We start from the raw sequence: 15,307 nt of genomic DNA on the forward strand, positions 1-15,307 counted from the left end.
AAACTCAGCACGGCCGGAACGCCTCATTAGCCGGTCCCTCATCGCGCCACTCCTCCTGCAAGGTTTAGGACACTGAAACGCCGTATTTGCGGCGTCTCGAGATGCGCGGATATCCCGCCCGCAATAATGCCCGGTGAAGGGGCGGCTATCGGGACGATCTGTGAGTCCACTACCCAAAGCTGACTTTGAGGCCTCTGCGGCCGGCGGTACTTGTATGCCGTTAGCCACGAGCGCAATTATTTGTGCACCGATGGGTTACGGGAGCGTTTCGGTGAACCTCAGATGTTGGCCGGGGCGATGGTGCCGGTGCACTCGCTGAAATCTATGATGGAGCCGTTCGGTCCGGGTGCAGTCGCAGTCAAGGTGACCGTCTGACCGTCCTGCAGGAATGTCATCATGGACCCGTCGGCCAGTGCGAGGGGTGACTCTCCGCCCCAAGACAGTTCGAGGAAGGACCCACGCTGACCTTCCTTGTGTCCTGATATTGTGCCGGAGCCAAGGAAGTCTCCCGGTCTGAGGCCGGCACCGTTGACGGTCATGTGCGCCACCATTTGCGGCGCGGTCCAGTACAACGAGCTCGCCGGCGGCCTTGCGACACTTTCCCCATCGAGGATGACATTCATGGTGATGTCTAATCCCCATGGGCCGTCCTGCGTGTCCTCAAGGTAGGGCGCAAGTTGGTGCTCCCGCTTCGGCGGTTCAACGCGGGCGGATTCCAAGGCTTGGAACGGCACCACCCAAAGAGATATTGACGAGGCGAAGGACTTGCCCAGGTACGGCCCTAAAGGCACGTACTCGTAGGCCTGAATATCACGGGCGGACCAGTCGTTGAACAGCACCACGCCAAAGAGGTGCTCAGCGGCGGCCTGACTGGTCGATACCTCACCGGACGGAGCTGCTCCGCCTAATACAAAGCCAAGCTCGGCCTCAATATCCAACTTGCGGGTGGGGCCGAAGCTGGGCGTGCCGTCTGCTTCCGGCCGGAGGCCCTTGGGCCGCAGGATACTGTGCCCGGACGGGATGACGGTTCCGGCCCGACCGTGATACCCCACGGGCAGGTGCTTCCAGTTGGGCAGAAGCGGGGCCTGGTCCGGCCGGAAAATCCGTCCCACGTTGGAAGCGTGGTGCTCGGAGGCGTAGTAGTCGACGTAGTCTGCCACCGTGAATGGCATCTGCAGGGTGATCAGATCCAAGGGGTAGGAGCAGGACTGCACGGTGTCGTCCAGGCCATTGGTGGTTACCACGTCGATGAGCCACGTCCGCACAGCCGTCCATACGCTGTGGCCGGCGGCCAACAGCACGTCGAGGTTGGGTGCGGTCACAGCGGGAAGAGCATCTTCCGGCAATCTGGGTATGGAGTCCTGAAGTGCACGAGCGAGGGCCCCGAGGTCGATGGCATGATCTCCCAAACGCACCCCCAGGCGCGCCTTCCCTCCTTCGATGGAAAACGAGCCATACGGCAGGTTCTCGGGGCCGAAGCCCTCGGTGGCAAAGCGGGCGGCGGCGGTAGTCACAGGTGTGTCTCTCTTTCGGCAGTGATCTGCGGACGGCTCTTCATCTCAGGCCAGCCCTGGTGGAAACAGCCCCAGTTGCCTCAGGCTTTCGGCCGGTTCGCTGACGCTGCAAGTCCCGAAGGATCTGAACGAGGCGCGCCAAGATCCATCGGAGGTATTGGCGAGCTTGGTGAGCGGTGCGGGGTTGGTCTCGGTAAGGATTTGCACCACGGTGCCCAGGGGGTCACCAGCTTGGGCAGCTGCGGTTGCCAGGGCGATGTTGAGGAATCCATGATGGGTGAAGCCCGTGGTCGGGTTAGTATGGCGGACTGCCTCGTGGAGCCCTGCGGTTAATTTGAACTGCAGGCCCGCGGACACGGCGGCCACTATCACTGTGGCCAGCTGTTCCGGGCTCGGGAAGAGGTGAGCCTCCATACCGCCGGTGCGGTACTTTAGCTGCAAGTTCGCCTCCAGAAGGTCGAGTGCGCCCTCACCGATCTGACCTGTCGTCAACTCTACGAAGACCTCGGGGCCTGTCACCCCCTTCGCTTCCTGGATCTGCGAGGTCCACACGTCGCGGACGCCGGGGTCGGTCTTCAGCTCCAGTGCGACGACTGCGATTTCGGGCCCGAGCTCGGCGACGGCTTCCAGTGCTTCTTTGAGCTTGCCGGCCGGCACGACGGCGGACACTTCCACGGCGCGTCCATCGCGATCCAGTCGTGAGGCGATTCGTCGCGCTTCCGGCAGGTTTTTGAGGGCTAGGACAGCCGGGCCGATAGCACTGCTGAACGGATTGGACCACCGGGACACATGGTCTTTGATGGCCCGCTCCAAGGGTGCGAGGCCGGGCGGAAAGGTCGCGGCATCATCAAAGAATCTCGCGAACTCGGCGGGGACCGTCTGCAGGGCCGAAACGGCCGTCACCGCCGCACCTCCGGCTGCCAGCGGCCACCGGTCCAGGACGAGGCGTAGACGCCGTCGTCTGTGGCCAAGGCGGCTTCGCCCAGCTCGAGTGGGCGGAAGGTGTCCACCATGACTGCCGTCTCGTCGAAGTAGTCAACGCCCAGGGAGGCCTCGATAGCTCCGGGTTGGGGACCGTGAGGGTGGCCGCCCGGGTGGATGGAGATTGACCCCTTGCCGATACCGGAGCCCTTGCGTGCCTCGTAGTCTCCGTCGACGTAGAACATGATCTCGTCCGAATCCACGTTCGAGTGGTAATACGGAACCGGCACCGCGAGCTCGTGGTAGTCAACCTTGCGGGGCACGAAATTGCAAATGACGAAGTTCTGCCCCTCGAAGACCTGGTGGGAGGGCGGCGGCTGGTGGACCTTGCCGGTGATAGGCATGTAGTTCTTGATGTTGAAAACGTAGGGGTACAGGCAGCCGTCCCAGCCGACCACGTCGAAGGGGTGGTTCGGCAGGACGTGGATGCTGCCCTGGATGCCCGAGGTGCCGCGCCCGCGGTGCTTGATGTACAACTCGACGTCTTTTTCCTCCCGCAGAAGGACCTCCGATGGGCCGCGCAGGTCCCGCTCGGAGTAAGGGGCATGCTCGAGCAACTGTCCGTACCGGGAGAGGTAGCGTCTGGGCGGGGCGATGTGCGAGTTCGCCTCGATGAAGTACAGCCGGGCATTCTCGCCGTCCCGCAGCACCCACCGGTGGATCGTCGCCCTCGGGATGACGATGTAGTCCCCCTCCGACACCTCCAAGGCGCCAAACTGCGTCTCGACCAGAGCGGATCCACGCTCGACGTAGACGCATTCATCGCCGATCCCGTTCTTGTACAGCGGGGAGGTCTTGCCGACATGACCATAGGAAATCCGGACGTCGGCATTGCCCAGCACGAGCCGGCGGCCCGTCACGGCATCGACCTCCGGCACTTGGTCGCCATCGAAGAGGTCATGAAGCTTTAGGTGGCGCGGCAACAGTGGGTCGTTGGGCGTGAGGCTCTGGTCCGGTACCTCCCAGGTTCCGGCACCAACCAGGGCCGACGGAATGTACCGGTGGTATAGCAGAGCCGAGTCGAGAGAGAAACCCTCCTCTCCCATGAGTTCCTCGTAGAGAACATTTCCGTTTTTGTCCCTCAAGAGGGTGTGGCGCTGCTGCGGCACGATCCCCAACTGGCGGTAGTACGCCATGGTCTTCTCCTTCTCGATGCGCGAGACCAAACCTTGTCATTTAGTAAAGGCATGTACTACCCAGATAGTAAAGCCATGTATCACCTATGGGCAACCTTCGCCTAGAATTGGACCGTGCCCCATAGCGACCTTTCAGACCCCACCAGCCACCAAACCAGGGGGCTGCCGGGCTATTGGGCTTTCGTCGACGCGGCACAGCGCCATATTTCCGAGGAGTTTCCAGAAGCGGATCTCACCGCAAACCGAGTCTTCCTGTCCCTGAACCGCGCGTCCTCCACCGTGATTTACGACTTCGAATCCACTATTCACCGGCCGGCCAGTGGCAGCTGGCCCACTTTCCGACTGTTGCTGGCGCTGTGGGTCTCTGGGCCCCTCAGCCCGAATGAGGCGGCGTTAGTCACAGGCATGAGCCGCGCAGCTGTCTCGAACCTCACCGCGCCCTTGGTGAAAAAGGGCCTGCTGGAGCGGCGTAAATCCCTTAACGACGGCCGTTCGGTCACGCTGCATCTCACGGCATCCGGCACGGAACGCATTCGTGCCGACTTCTCCAGGCAGAACGAACGAGAGAGCCAGTGGGCGGGTGCTCTCAGCGAGGATGAACGGACCACTCTGGTGCGGCTACTCGAAAAGCTAATGGCCCAGAGAGGCGCCGTCGGGGCGCGGCAGCGAAAATAACTCCAGACGCAGAAGGGTTTCGGATCGCGGCAGTCAAACCGAGGCGTCAGCCCCGCTCAACAGCGCCGATTTTTATCCGGCCTTCCATGAGCTTTTCCAGGAGCATGGTGAGCACCTTGCGCTCGATCGGCGTCAAAGTGGAGGCCCATTCAGTTTCCCGTCGGTTGTGGGCAGCAAAAGACTCCGCAATGGCTGCCTCACCCTGCTCAGTAAGGTGCAGCGTCACTGCCCGCCCATCACTGGGGTCATTCCTTCGGTCGATGAGGCCGGCTTCCCGAAGGCTCGATGCCAGGCTCGAGACCGTTGGCCGGGGCATACCCGACAGCCGCGCCAATCGATGGGGGCTTAACGGCCCGGCAGTCCACAACACGAAAAGCAGCCGGAAGACCGAGTCCGTGAGCCCTAATGGCTTCAACGTCTGCACCTCCAGGTCGTAGATAACGACTCGCATAGCACGGTTCAGCGACATCACAAGGCGACTTGCCTCCATGTCGACATCACTGAGAGCGGCGGGAACGATCGCCTGGGCCTTTTCGACCAGCTCCCAGTAATCAATTTCGTCATTATGGCCGCCGCCTGTTAAGTCCTTATCCACAGCGCCAGCGTACACGGCTCCACTCTGACCTTCGTTCGTGTGGATCAGGAGGAAAGTCCGTTGTGTCCAAATTACTTTTGCAGCCACAAAAAGGACTTGAAGAGTCGCCTACTCCAGATCTATCTGAGTTTCCGCACTAGTTCGCCGGGTTAGAGCACATGTGCGACGAAACGAAGTAGTACATACATTGACAACCTCTTCAATATAGTTCAGACTCGACGTAAATTCTTGTGGCCTACCACACACTTGCCGTCTTGGGGTACGTGTTCCTACCACTCGAGCAGGTAAGTGGTCCGACCGCGGCGGCAGAACCTTCAGGAGGAATCAGCTCATGTATTACCAATGGGAACAGTTCGCCGTTTCAGCGGTAGAGCCCACCGACGAGGACGTCATCCACGATGTGGCCATCGTTGGCGGCGGCCCCGTGGGATTGTCCCTGGCCGTATCGCTGCGCAATCAGGGCCTGGACGTCATCATCCTTGAAGCTAGGACGCAGGTGTCCGATGGAAGCCGTGCGATCACCATGAATCGCGAGAGCCTCGGCTTCTTCTCCCGGATTGGCGTAGCTGACGACTACCTGAAAATGGCCCAGATACGGCAGCGCAGCATCGTCCTTCATGGCAACGAGGAACTCTGGCGTACTGAGTTCCTCCCTGAAGAAAACGAGCGGTGGCCCTCGCTGGCCCTGCTGCAACAGTGTTGGCTGGAAGACATCCTGATTGGCAAACTGGGCGACGATGCCAAAGACATCATCAGATGGGGGCACTCGGTTACGGGCGTGTCCCAACAGGATGATTCGGCGACTGTCCAGGTCGACGTGCAAGGACATTCCTACCAGACCCGGGCCCGCTATGTCGTTGGGGCGGACGGTGCCCGGGGCATCACACGCAAGTCTCTTGACCTCGAATACCGGGAAATCATCCCCAAGCGTGGTGCGGATACAAACTTCGTAATCTGCGACTTCACCATGGACCACCCCTTGGAATCCGGGCGTCGCCTGTTCATCGGCCCGGACTACGCCCCCAATTCAATTTCGCTGTTCCATTCGCAGCCGTTCGATATCTGGCGCCTGGACTATGAGGTGCCGGGCGGATTAACGCCCGAAGAAGCCGCGACGCCCGAGGCCGCCGAATCCAGGGTGCGGCAGCACTTGGCAATGATGGGCATCGACGCCGATCCGGAGATTCTCTGGGTCACCACGTATCGGGCCATGGGGCGCACCCTCGACAGCTACCGTCACGGCCGGGTCCTGTTCGTTGGAGACGCGGCACACCAATCCCCCATCTTCGGCGGGCGCGGCCTGAACATGGGCTTCGGCGATGTCAACGCCCTGGCCTGGCGGCTTCCGCTGGCGCTGGCCGGCGATTCAATTCAGCTCGATCACTACTCAAGGGAGCGCACCTATGTTGTTCGACGCATGCTCCAGGCCTTGACCCCGGTATGCCTGTTCATGACCAGCGCCGACGAACAGTCCCGGCTCCTTCGTCGTGCGGTCATGGACCTGCTTCCTGAAGTACCACGGCTAAAGGAGCTAGTCGATGGTCATGCTGCGGCCCACGTCTCCGATTTTCCCCTCGACGACGCAAATCCCGGTGGCGTCGGTCGCCCCTTGCGGGAACTCGTGGTGGCCACGGCTTCACAGGAATCGAAGTATCTGAGTGAGTTGCTCCCGAAAGGGCACTTCAGCATCACAATGCTGCCTGGCCTAAGCGGTCCTGACGACATGGTCTCACTGCAACTGCAAAGGATGGAAGCGCCTTCGTGCGGTGAAGCACCGGCCGACGAACCGGAACTCCACGTGGTCCTGGCACCACGCCGGACGGTCTTTGAACGCTTGGGGCTGAACGCCGCGGGCGATGTCCTCTACGGACGCCCTGACAGGATTGTCGCTTCGGTCTCCCGTCAGGATCACAAAGCACTGGATGATCTGCCTTTGACGGATCTGCAGCACTCGTTCGTCCGCTTGTCCCGGCTCATGGCCTCCGAGGAGGGCCGGCACCTGGAGCCGCCTGTGATCCGTACGATGCTCCGGGATTCAGTTTTGGAAGGGGCCGAAAAGTGACGTCGACCCCGTCAACGGTGGCACGTCTTGACGACCTGCATCTCGGCTTCGATTTCGGAGAGCTGACCCTCTTCAATGCGTTGTCTGCCCGCGCCGCGGCGGACCCCGACAAGGTCTTTTTGGTGGACCTGGACACCGGCGCCGAATACACCTATGGCCGGATGGTCGAAGAGTCGATCCTTTATTCGCGATGGATGCAACAGAAGGGGATGGGGCCCCGGACGCACGTTGCCGTCCAGTTGCCCAACGCGGTCGAGCACATCCTGACCTATGTGGCGCTGAGCCGGCTCGGGGCTGTAGCCATTCCGCTCAATACCCAGGCTAAAGACGACCTGCTGGCCTACTACCTTTCGAACTCTGATGCCGCGTTCCTCCTGCACGATGCCAACAACCCCTCCGCGGCCGTCACCGCCCGCAGGGAGAACGTCACTCCCATCGGGTTCTCCGGCCCCTGGATGGAATCCCCGACACCGTCGGGGACCCCAGGAATCTCCCACCAGGAAATCTGTGCGGCCGGCAACCGGCAAGGGAACTCTGTAGAGAGGGTTGACCCCACGGAGCTCGGCTACATCAATTACACCTCGGGGACTACGGGTCCCTCGAAGGGTGTGATGATGACTCATGTTCGGGCGATGCTATGGGGGTTCAGCCATGTAATCTCGTTTGGCTACCAGTCCACGGACCGGGTCTACATCTGCTTGCCCCTGTTCCACGTCAATGCGTTTCAGGGCGCTTTGAACTGCGCCATCGGGGCAGACTCTACCGTCTTCCTGCGCCGTCGCTTTTCGGCCTCGAAGTTCTGGGCGGATATCCGGGACAACTCAATCACCGCAACCAACCTGCTCGGCTCCATGGCCGCAATCCTTTGGAAGCGGGAGCCCGATCCGCACGACGCCGATAACGACCTGCGCATGGTCATGACGGTCCCGCTTCCGGCCTACGCGAAAGACTTCGAGCGGCGGTTCGGGCTCCGTTTCACGTCGGGCTACAGTTTGACCGACTACGGGCCGAGCCACGCATACACGCTGAATGATCCTCCGGAGAAGCTGGGATCGGCCGGCCGCCTCCGCCCAACCATGGACGCGAAGATCGTCGATCAGCGCGACCTTGAGGTCGGCGTCGACGTCAAGGGTGAACTGCTGATCCGGACGAATGCCCCGTGGAACGAATCGAGCGGATACTACGGCATGCCAGAGAAAACCTTGGAGAGCCGGCGCAACGGCTGGTTCCACACCGGTGACCTCTGCCGCATCGACGCCGACGGCTACATGTGGTTCGAGGACCGGCTGAAAGATGTCATCCGGCGCCGTGGCGAAAACATCTCCGCTTTCGAGCTGGAATCCCTGGTCTCCTCTTTGGGCGGGGTTCGGGACGTGGCCGCCATAGCCGTTCCCTCAGAGTTGGAGGAAGACGAGATCGCCCTGTATGTCGAGTGCCTGGATGATTCTTCCGCCGGCATCGCCGCATTGCAGGTCCAGTGCGAGGCACGGCTGCCGCGCTACATGCATCCCGAGTTTTACATTCCTGTGCCCTCGCTTCCCCGTAATGCCAGCCACAAGGTTGAGAAGTTCAAGCTCAAGGAACACTTCTCTTCGTTGGAAAACAAGCAGCAGTTTCGGAGGTTGCCGTGACTGTTCACGAGTGGGCGCACGGCCGCAGTACGCCCGGCGTTACTGCCGAAACCAGGGACTATTGGGAGGGCGGCGCCCAAGGTGAGCTTCGCATTCAGCATTGCAGTGCATGCAGCATCTGGCAGCACCCGCCGAGCCCGGTGTGCCGGACCTGCCATGGACGGTCGAATCTCAGTGCCCGAGCGGTCAGCGGTGTGGGGCACGTGGCTTCCTGGACCCAGAACAACCAGTCCTGGTACCCCGGCCAACCGGTGCCCTTCCGCGTTGGCTATGTCGAATTGATCGAGCAGCCCGGCCTGTTCGTCTTCGGCGGCCTCATCGGGCTTAAGGACGAGGACCCCACCGGTCGGGCGGTGGAGACGCTGTTCCACCAGCAGGGCTCAGCCTGGCTGCCGGTCTTTCGCATCAACGAAGAAACAGAACGATGATCTCAGAACGTAACATCGCCATCACCGGCATCGGGCTGTCTGAAGTGGCGCGCCCGGCGCAGTCCAGCGCACTCAGCCTCACCGTCGACGCGGTCCTTGAAGCAGTCACGGACGCGGGGCTGAACATTGCCGACATCGACGGAATCTCGACCTATCCGGGGGCGTCGAACACCGGTCCGGGCTTTGCCCCCGTTGGCGCACAGGACCTGCGGCTCGCGCTGGGAATGGACGTGAGCTGGTATTCATCCGCCGCACTGGATTCTCCCAGTCAGTTCAGCGCCATCGTCAATGCAATTGGCGCCATTTCCGCCGGCCTGGCCCGACACGTCCTGGTATTCCGCACCGTCTCGGAGGCCACCTCCAGGCTTCGCGACAAACAGCGCCAGGCCTGGGCCGGGTCGACAGACGAAATTTGGGGATTCTGGGAGTGGACCGCGCCCTATGGGATTGAATCGCCCGTCCCGTGGTACGCAACGTACGCGCAACGGTACATGCACGACCATGGCCTGACGGAGGAACAACTGGGCGCTTTGGCCGTCAACGCCCGCAGTATGGCCGCAGGCAATCCGGCCGCCATCTACCGTGACCCACTGTCGATGGACGACTACCTGGCGAGCAGGGTCATCTCCTGGCCGCTTCGACTTTACGATTGCGATGTGCCGGTCGACGGCTCGGTGGCTTTCGTCCTATCAAAGGTGGACGACGCACGCCACCTCAACAGGCCGCCCCTCCGTTTCGAAGCCATCGGCACCGCCATGGGATCCGGCGGACTCCGGGACCCGCTGAGCCTCTCCTCTTTTGGCGCGGAGAAGGCCGCAGCAATGCTATGGGAACGGTCCCGAGTCCCCAGGAATGCAGTCAGGGTGGCTGAAATCTACGACGGCATGAGTATTCTCACGGTTCATTGGCTTGAGGCCTTGGGCTTCTGTCCCCCGGGCGCCATCGGCCCCTTCATCGAAGGTGGGCACAACATCGGCTTGGCAGGCGAGCTCCCCATGAACACAGGTGGAGGCCAGCTCTCCGCCGGCCGCCTACATGGCCTCGGCCACCTACACGAAGCATGCATCCAACTATGGGGCCGCGGCGGAGCCCGCCAGGTCCCAAACGAACCAGACGTAGCTGCCATCAGCATGGGTGCCTACGGGCTCGGCTGTGCACTGCTCATGAGGGAGGACTAAGAGTGGCCCACCTATTTGACTCTATCCACATCGGTACGGCGGTGCTACCCAACCGGATCGTGATTCCGCCTATGTGCCAGTACTCATCCACAGACGGGCTGGCCTCCGACTGGCACCTCATTCATGTTGGCAGCCTCGCCCTTTCAGGTGCCGGGCTGCTCATCATGGAGGCAACCGCAGTCGCCCCGGAAGGCCGCATCACTCACGACTGTCTGGGGCTGTGGCGGGATGACCAAGCAAAGGCTCTCGAGGCACTGGTCAAATCCGTCAAGGCAAACTCAAACATCCGCCTTGGAATCCAGCTATCGCATGCAGGCCGCAAAGCCTCTTCTCACAGTCCTCGCACATCCGGGTCCGGGCCACTAGGCCCCGGCCAGTCCTGGCCGACCATCGGCCCCAGCCCGGTACCCGTCTCCGACCGGTGGCCAACGCCGCACCCGGTGAGCGAGGCAGACATGGACCGCATCGTCACCCAGCATGTAGCGGCCGCAAACCGTGCTGTCGAGGCAGGATTCGATCTCATCGAACTGCACGCTGCCCATGGATACCTGCTGAGTTCATTCCTATCGCCCCTGGCCAATCAACGTTCGGACGCCTACGGCGGCCTTTACAACAACCGTGCACGCTTCCCCCTTCGGGTATTCGAGGCCGTTCGAGCGTCCGTGCCCAAGGACGTGGCAGTCGGCGCCCGGATCAACGGAACAGATTGGGCTGAAGGCGGAATCACCCCGGACGAAGCTAGCCGCTTCGCCAGTGACCTCGAGGACCGGGGCGCCGACTACATTCACGTCAGCTCCGGGGGCAACGTCCGGGGAGACATCCCTCTATCCCCCGGCTACCAAGTGCCGGCCGCCGAGCTGATCCGCGGCGAGGTGAGCATTCCCGTGATCGGCGTGGGGCTGCTCAACGATCCCCGTTTCGCCAATGAACTCATCAGCCGCGGGTCCGTGGACCTCGTCGGCATCGGACGCGGACACCTCCACAATCCGCACTGGGCGTGGACAGCGGCGGAGGACCTCGGGCACACACTAGAGGTCCCCTACCAATACTCCCGAGCCCGCCTCAGCACTTTCGAGCCCCCAAAGTCCTGGAGCCACCTGGCTCGATAAGCCCAAATCCAACCCACACCTATCCACCCATATCGGAGGACTCATGCTCATCCTTCTGGCAGTCGTCATGCTGCTGGCGATCTTCGTGATCGCGTCAGTATGGAAAATCAACATGGGATTGTTGATGCTGTTCGCAGCGTCAGTAATTGCTTTCCTTGGCAATGTATCCCCCGAAGTCATCGGAAAGTCATTCCCCAGCGGGACTTTTATCCTCATCGCCGGGATCACCTATTTCTTCGTAGTAGTGGAGTCCAGCGGAACGATGGACTACATCGTCGACTCGCTACTGCGGCTGGTCCGAGGATCGGTCGCGGTGGTCCCGTTCCTGTTCTTCGGCCTGGCCGCGGCCACCACGGCGATCGGAGCCTACCCGCCGGCCGTCGCGGCACTGATTGTTCCCGTTGCCATGCGCCTGGCCAGGGACCACGGAATCAACCGCTTCCTCATGGCCATCATGGTGATCCATGGCATTCTGGCCGGTAACTTCGGTCCCCTTGCCACGCCGGGCGTGTTTACTGCAAAGGTGCTCACCGATGCAGGAATCGACCCGATCACCATGCAGCTGTTCCTGAGTCATCTGGTGGTCAACGGCGCCGTCGCCACTGTCGCCTACCTCGCCTTTGGGGGACTGAAGCTTGTGCGCACCAAGCGAGTCGTCATGGCGAAGCCCGAGCTGGTCACTGTCGGCGCAGGAGGAGCGCACTCGGCCCCCATCGCTTCCCGGGGGTCTGGCGGCGAAGGCGAACAGGATGCCGCGGGGACCGGCGCAAAGCTGGCACATCCCCGGCCCAACCGGTATCAGCTGGCCACAATCACGGCTCTGATCGCATTGGTCGTGCTGGCTCTGGGCCTCGGGTGGGATATCGGATACACGGCCCTGGGCCTCGGCCTCGCCTTGACCCTGTGCTTCGAACGCAAGGACAACTCCTTCGTTGGCAAGATGCCCTGGGGTGTCATCCTCATGCTGGCGGGCGTTCTTGTGTACTTCGGCGTGCTGACGGAGATCGGCGCTGTCGATGCCATCAGCAACTTGCTGGCGAGCATGGGCTCTGACGTCGCCTCTGTCCTGGCACTGTCATTCCTCAGCGGCATCATCTCGGCCTTCGCGTCGTCGATCACCACCATCGGGGCATCATTGCAGCTGGCCACCCCGCTAATCGGTCCCGAGATGAGCACCCTGTCAGTTGTCGGGCCGGTGACCATCTCCTCCACGATCGTTGACGCAAGTCCCATTGGCATCATCGGGGCGCTCTCACTCGCCTCCGTTGAAACCGAAGCCCGCCCGAAACTCATGCGATCCATGCTGCTCTGGGCTGGCGCAATGGTCCTGCTGGGCCCGCCGTTGGCCTGGCTCGTTCTCACCGTCCTGTAGAGACGATGCAGGAGCGAACGACATGGAAGGGCACAATTTCTCAGGAGCGACATGATTACTGATTTCCGCGGAACCGCCGCTACGACCGACGACGTCGTGGCCACAAATCAGCTCTACGGTTTGCAGAGTCATGCCATTGATTCCGGAGACGCCCTAGGGTGGGCGGCAACGTTCACAGAGGACGGGATTTTCAGCTCCCCGACCTACCCGGCACCTGCCGAGGGCCGGAGGGCCTTGACCAGGTTTGCCGAACAATTCGCGGCAGATTGCCGCCTGAACAATCAAGTCCTCCGCCACGTGGTCACCAACCTGCAGGTGAAACAGATGTCGGGCGATTCCCTCAAGTGTCTCGCCTACCTGCAAATCATCGGCACGAAGGCGGGCCAGCCGCCACAACTGCATAGGATCACTGTGATTGAGGATGATCTGGCGCGCACGTCAGAAGGCCTGCTGGTAGCTTTCCGACGAGTGCGGCCAGACTAATCAGCGGCGGCTCCATGCCTGAGCCTTTGGGACATCGCGCAGAAACTGTCCCGTAAGCCATCATGAAACAGTGACTGCGTTGGGCCAACCAACACGCCTTGTGGGGCCAGTCGGCTTCATCGGAGGGCCCGAACAGCTGGACATTGTTGCCCGGAGGTGAACCGGCTGGTGTAGGAACGTCGAACCCTGCCTAATGAAGTTCAGCCGCCTAGGCGGAAGAGATCGAGTAGTGCGTCACCACGGACAAACGAGGCGGTCCAGGTGGGTAAAGTCTCCCTGCAGCATTGTTTCCGGCAGAAATGAGTGGGGCCCGCGCGGCGGGCCCCACTTTCTATTCTCGAGCCCTGGAATATCTTCGCTGCGGTTGGCATGTCCCGCATGGTCCATCGGTGAACCACGGAAAGGCGGAGAAGCTCACGTTCAGGGTCGCGGTGCTGTCGTCTCCTCCTGGGCATCCTTTGGCCAAGACATCGTCCGTACTTTTCTGATTTATATCCCGATGCCAAACCCACGCACCCGATTTCCTCGCGACAATTACATGTAACGATATGGCAACATCGAGCTTCCCGAGCTTTAGTTTGATTGACGGAAGCAATTCTTCTCTATGGACTCTCCCTAGGTGAATATACGATTCACCTATCTAGTAGGGGGGAAAATGGATTATTTCAATAGGCGCTTCGCTATGTCGGCAGGTGTAATTGGCGCGTTACTGCTCGCTGGCATGGCGCCTGCTCAGGCGGAGCAAGGGGATAACGCCTCATTGGCGAGAATCGCACCTGAGGTGCTTACGGGCTCATTGCTGGCGGACGATCTTCACGATACTGCTGACGGTGGGCTGACTGCGGCCATGGGAGATGGCCGGGTTACGCTTCCGGGAGATTCGTCCCGACCAGCGATCATCCAGTCAGGCAATTCAACGATCAAGGTTAAGCTGCCGTCGCCAGGGAAGAAAGCTAAAGCCGCCGTGGGTTCAGATGGGCAGGTTCAGTTCGACAATCGTGATGGCAGCATCACGAGCGCGATCCCCAAGGAAGATGGATCGCTGCAGATCGCGACAACAATTTCCTCTGCAGCAGCACCGTCCACGTATCGCTACGACCTCAATGTCGCTAAAGGGGCCTCATTGGAGTTACGCGAGGATGGAGGAGTCAGCATCGTTTCCGCCGATGGAAAATTCCTCGGCGGTGTGGCCGCCCCTTGGGCTAAGGATTCCACTGGACAACAAATCCCTACACGGTACCAAGTGGAGGGAACATCTGTTGTCCAGGTCGTGGACCACCCCTCAATGAGTGAAGTTGCTTATCCAGTTGTTGCTGACCCTTGGCTCGGAATAGACCTCTACAACAAGCCATATATTACGTGGCCCTCCAAGGGGTACGCGATCAACGTGACGCCGACTCAGTGGGGTAAGCAGGAGCGAAACGCAACAATCTGGTGGGCACACCGCGACGAGGTCCGCACCAAGCTTGGCTCAAACGCCTACCGGTGGACAAACAGCATTCAAGAGCAGTTCTACTGCCACATAGCTGGATACCCGTTGTCCCTGCCTGAGTACAACATGGAGTCGTGGCGGCCTACGATCAACTGGGCTGAGTCACTTTCCAGGTACCAGTGCAACCCCTACGACGGCGCCTGGTCCTAGATATATAGACTTGGCTTCACTAGTTTGCCGCTGAGCTGCCAGCTCATTTCCAGGCAGCTCAGCGGCAGGACCGTTCAACACGATGAGGCTCAAATGGCTAGCAAAATCCAGACGATGATCGGCATGGGGGTGGCCCTGATGATTGCAGGCCTCGGGATCGAATTCATCATGTGGACGGTAAGGTTCTCCCGCTTCATGCATCTGGAGGACCTTCAATATCAACTGGACCCAGCAGTATTCCGCCGAGTCGTGGAGTTGAACCCAAGCGAGCAAGCTCTGATTCTCTTCGGGGCAGGCATATTTGCCTTGGGCGCTATTTTGCTTGTACTGGCGCTAATGAATAGAAGAAAGGCAACCAAGAATTCATAGGCAACCTGCGACCGGAAGCGGAAACATGGTCTGTGGCAGGTTGACGGTCCGCTTGTTCTCGGGTGCCCACGCTGAGAATCTCTCATCTAAATGAGAGATTACCCTGCTCATGCCCGGAGCCACGCGCCAGCT

14 protein-coding genes are annotated in these 15,307 nt (G+C 60.9%); 10 read left to right on the top strand and 4 right to left on the bottom strand.

Going from position 1 to position 15,307, the window contains the following annotated elements:
- Positions 1 to 278: 278 nt before the first annotated feature.
- The 3 genes from fahA to AC5RTY_RS04495 are packed head-to-tail and all read right to left on the bottom strand — an operon-like array spanning position 279 to position 3,631.
- A complete protein-coding gene (gene fahA / locus AC5RTY_RS04485; protein WP_494139063.1) occupies positions 279 to 1,514 on the bottom strand; it encodes a fumarylacetoacetase in 1,236 nt (411 codons plus the stop codon).
- 45 nt (positions 1,515 to 1,559) lie between these two features.
- Positions 1,560 to 2,417, bottom strand: a complete 858-nt coding sequence (locus AC5RTY_RS04490; RefSeq protein ID WP_494139064.1) for a hypothetical protein — start codon at positions 2,415 to 2,417, stop codon at positions 1,560 to 1,562.
- On the bottom strand, positions 2,414 to 3,631 hold the full coding sequence (locus AC5RTY_RS04495; protein WP_494139065.1) for a homogentisate 1,2-dioxygenase: 1,218 nt from the start codon (positions 3,629 to 3,631) through the stop codon (positions 2,414 to 2,416). The genes AC5RTY_RS04490 and AC5RTY_RS04495 overlap by 4 nt, the downstream gene beginning before the upstream one ends.
- 114 nt (positions 3,632 to 3,745) lie before the next feature.
- Between AC5RTY_RS04495 and AC5RTY_RS04500 the strand changes: the two genes are divergently transcribed.
- Positions 3,746 to 4,306, top strand: coding sequence for a MarR family winged helix-turn-helix transcriptional regulator (locus tag AC5RTY_RS04500; protein WP_494139066.1), 561 nt, complete (start codon positions 3,746 to 3,748; stop codon positions 4,304 to 4,306).
- A gap of 46 nt (positions 4,307 to 4,352) precedes the next feature.
- On the opposite strand, the gene AC5RTY_RS04505 is transcribed toward AC5RTY_RS04500, so the two are convergent.
- Entirely contained in the window at positions 4,353 to 4,901 is a 549-nt protein-coding gene (locus tag AC5RTY_RS04505; protein WP_494139067.1) for a MarR family winged helix-turn-helix transcriptional regulator, read from the bottom strand.
- Positions 4,902 to 5,232: 331 nt separating this feature from the next.
- On the opposite strand from AC5RTY_RS04505, the gene AC5RTY_RS04510 reads away from it, so the two are divergent.
- The 9 genes from AC5RTY_RS04510 (at position 5,233) to AC5RTY_RS04550 (ending at position 15,175) form a co-directional block, all read left to right on the top strand.
- A complete protein-coding gene (locus tag AC5RTY_RS04510; RefSeq protein WP_494139068.1) occupies positions 5,233 to 6,963 on the top strand; it encodes an FAD-dependent oxidoreductase in 1,731 nt (576 codons plus the stop codon).
- Complete coding sequence (locus AC5RTY_RS04515; RefSeq protein WP_494139069.1) at positions 6,960 to 8,594, top strand: AMP-binding protein; 1,635 nt, start codon at positions 6,960 to 6,962, stop codon at positions 8,592 to 8,594. Before AC5RTY_RS04510 ends, AC5RTY_RS04515 begins: the two co-directional genes overlap by 4 nt.
- On the top strand, positions 8,591 to 9,022 hold the full coding sequence (locus AC5RTY_RS04520) for a Zn-ribbon domain-containing OB-fold protein (protein ID WP_494074865.1): 432 nt from the start codon (positions 8,591 to 8,593) through the stop codon (positions 9,020 to 9,022). Before AC5RTY_RS04515 ends, AC5RTY_RS04520 begins: the two co-directional genes overlap by 4 nt.
- Positions 9,019 to 10,200, top strand: a complete 1,182-nt coding sequence (locus tag AC5RTY_RS04525; RefSeq protein ID WP_494139070.1) for a thiolase family protein — start codon at positions 9,019 to 9,021, stop codon at positions 10,198 to 10,200. The genes AC5RTY_RS04520 and AC5RTY_RS04525 overlap by 4 nt, the downstream gene beginning before the upstream one ends.
- Positions 10,095 to 11,309, top strand: a complete 1,215-nt coding sequence (locus AC5RTY_RS04530) for an NADH:flavin oxidoreductase/NADH oxidase (protein ID WP_494139168.1) — start codon at positions 10,095 to 10,097, stop codon at positions 11,307 to 11,309. The genes AC5RTY_RS04525 and AC5RTY_RS04530 overlap by 106 nt, the downstream gene beginning before the upstream one ends.
- Positions 11,310 to 11,352: 43 nt before the next feature.
- Entirely contained in the window at positions 11,353 to 12,681 is a 1,329-nt protein-coding gene (locus AC5RTY_RS04535) for an SLC13 family permease (RefSeq protein ID WP_494074862.1), read from the top strand.
- A 51-nt stretch (positions 12,682 to 12,732) separates the two neighbouring features.
- On the top strand, positions 12,733 to 13,164 hold the full coding sequence (locus AC5RTY_RS04540) for a nuclear transport factor 2 family protein (RefSeq protein WP_494139071.1): 432 nt from the start codon (positions 12,733 to 12,735) through the stop codon (positions 13,162 to 13,164).
- 655 nt (positions 13,165 to 13,819) lie between these two features.
- Entirely contained in the window at positions 13,820 to 14,806 is a 987-nt protein-coding gene (locus AC5RTY_RS04545; RefSeq protein WP_494139072.1) for a DUF2599 domain-containing protein, read from the top strand.
- 93 nt (positions 14,807 to 14,899) lie between these two features.
- Complete coding sequence (locus tag AC5RTY_RS04550; RefSeq protein ID WP_494139073.1) at positions 14,900 to 15,175, top strand: hypothetical protein; 276 nt, start codon at positions 14,900 to 14,902, stop codon at positions 15,173 to 15,175.
- The last annotated feature ends 132 nt before the right edge of the window (positions 15,176 to 15,307 follow it).

Source organism: Arthrobacter sp. Y3224055, from assembly GCF_059090825.1.

What these genes read in the sequence shown, in the direction of transcription:
- AC5RTY_RS04525 (WP_494139070.1), top strand. Translation starts at nt 9,019, where the DNA reads ATGATCTCAGAACGTAACATCGCCATCACCGGCATCGGGCTGTCTGAA.
- AC5RTY_RS04510 (WP_494139068.1), top strand. Translation starts at nt 5,233, where the DNA reads ATGTATTACCAATGGGAACAGTTCGCCGTTTCAGCGGTAGAGCCCACC.
- AC5RTY_RS04535 (WP_494074862.1), top strand. Translation starts at nt 11,353, where the DNA reads ATGCTCATCCTTCTGGCAGTCGTCATGCTGCTGGCGATCTTCGTGATC.
- AC5RTY_RS04550 (WP_494139073.1), top strand. Translation starts at nt 14,900, where the DNA reads ATGGCTAGCAAAATCCAGACGATGATCGGCATGGGGGTGGCCCTGATG.
- AC5RTY_RS04495 (WP_494139065.1), bottom strand. Translation starts at nt 3,631, where the DNA reads ATGGCGTACTACCGCCAGTTGGGGATCGTGCCGCAGCAGCGCCACACC.
- AC5RTY_RS04545 (WP_494139072.1), top strand. Translation starts at nt 13,820, where the DNA reads ATGGATTATTTCAATAGGCGCTTCGCTATGTCGGCAGGTGTAATTGGC.
- AC5RTY_RS04540 (WP_494139071.1), top strand. Translation starts at nt 12,733, where the DNA reads ATGATTACTGATTTCCGCGGAACCGCCGCTACGACCGACGACGTCGTG.
- AC5RTY_RS04530 (WP_494139168.1), top strand. Translation starts at nt 10,095, where the DNA reads ATGGGGCCGCGGCGGAGCCCGCCAGGTCCCAAACGAACCAGACGTAGC.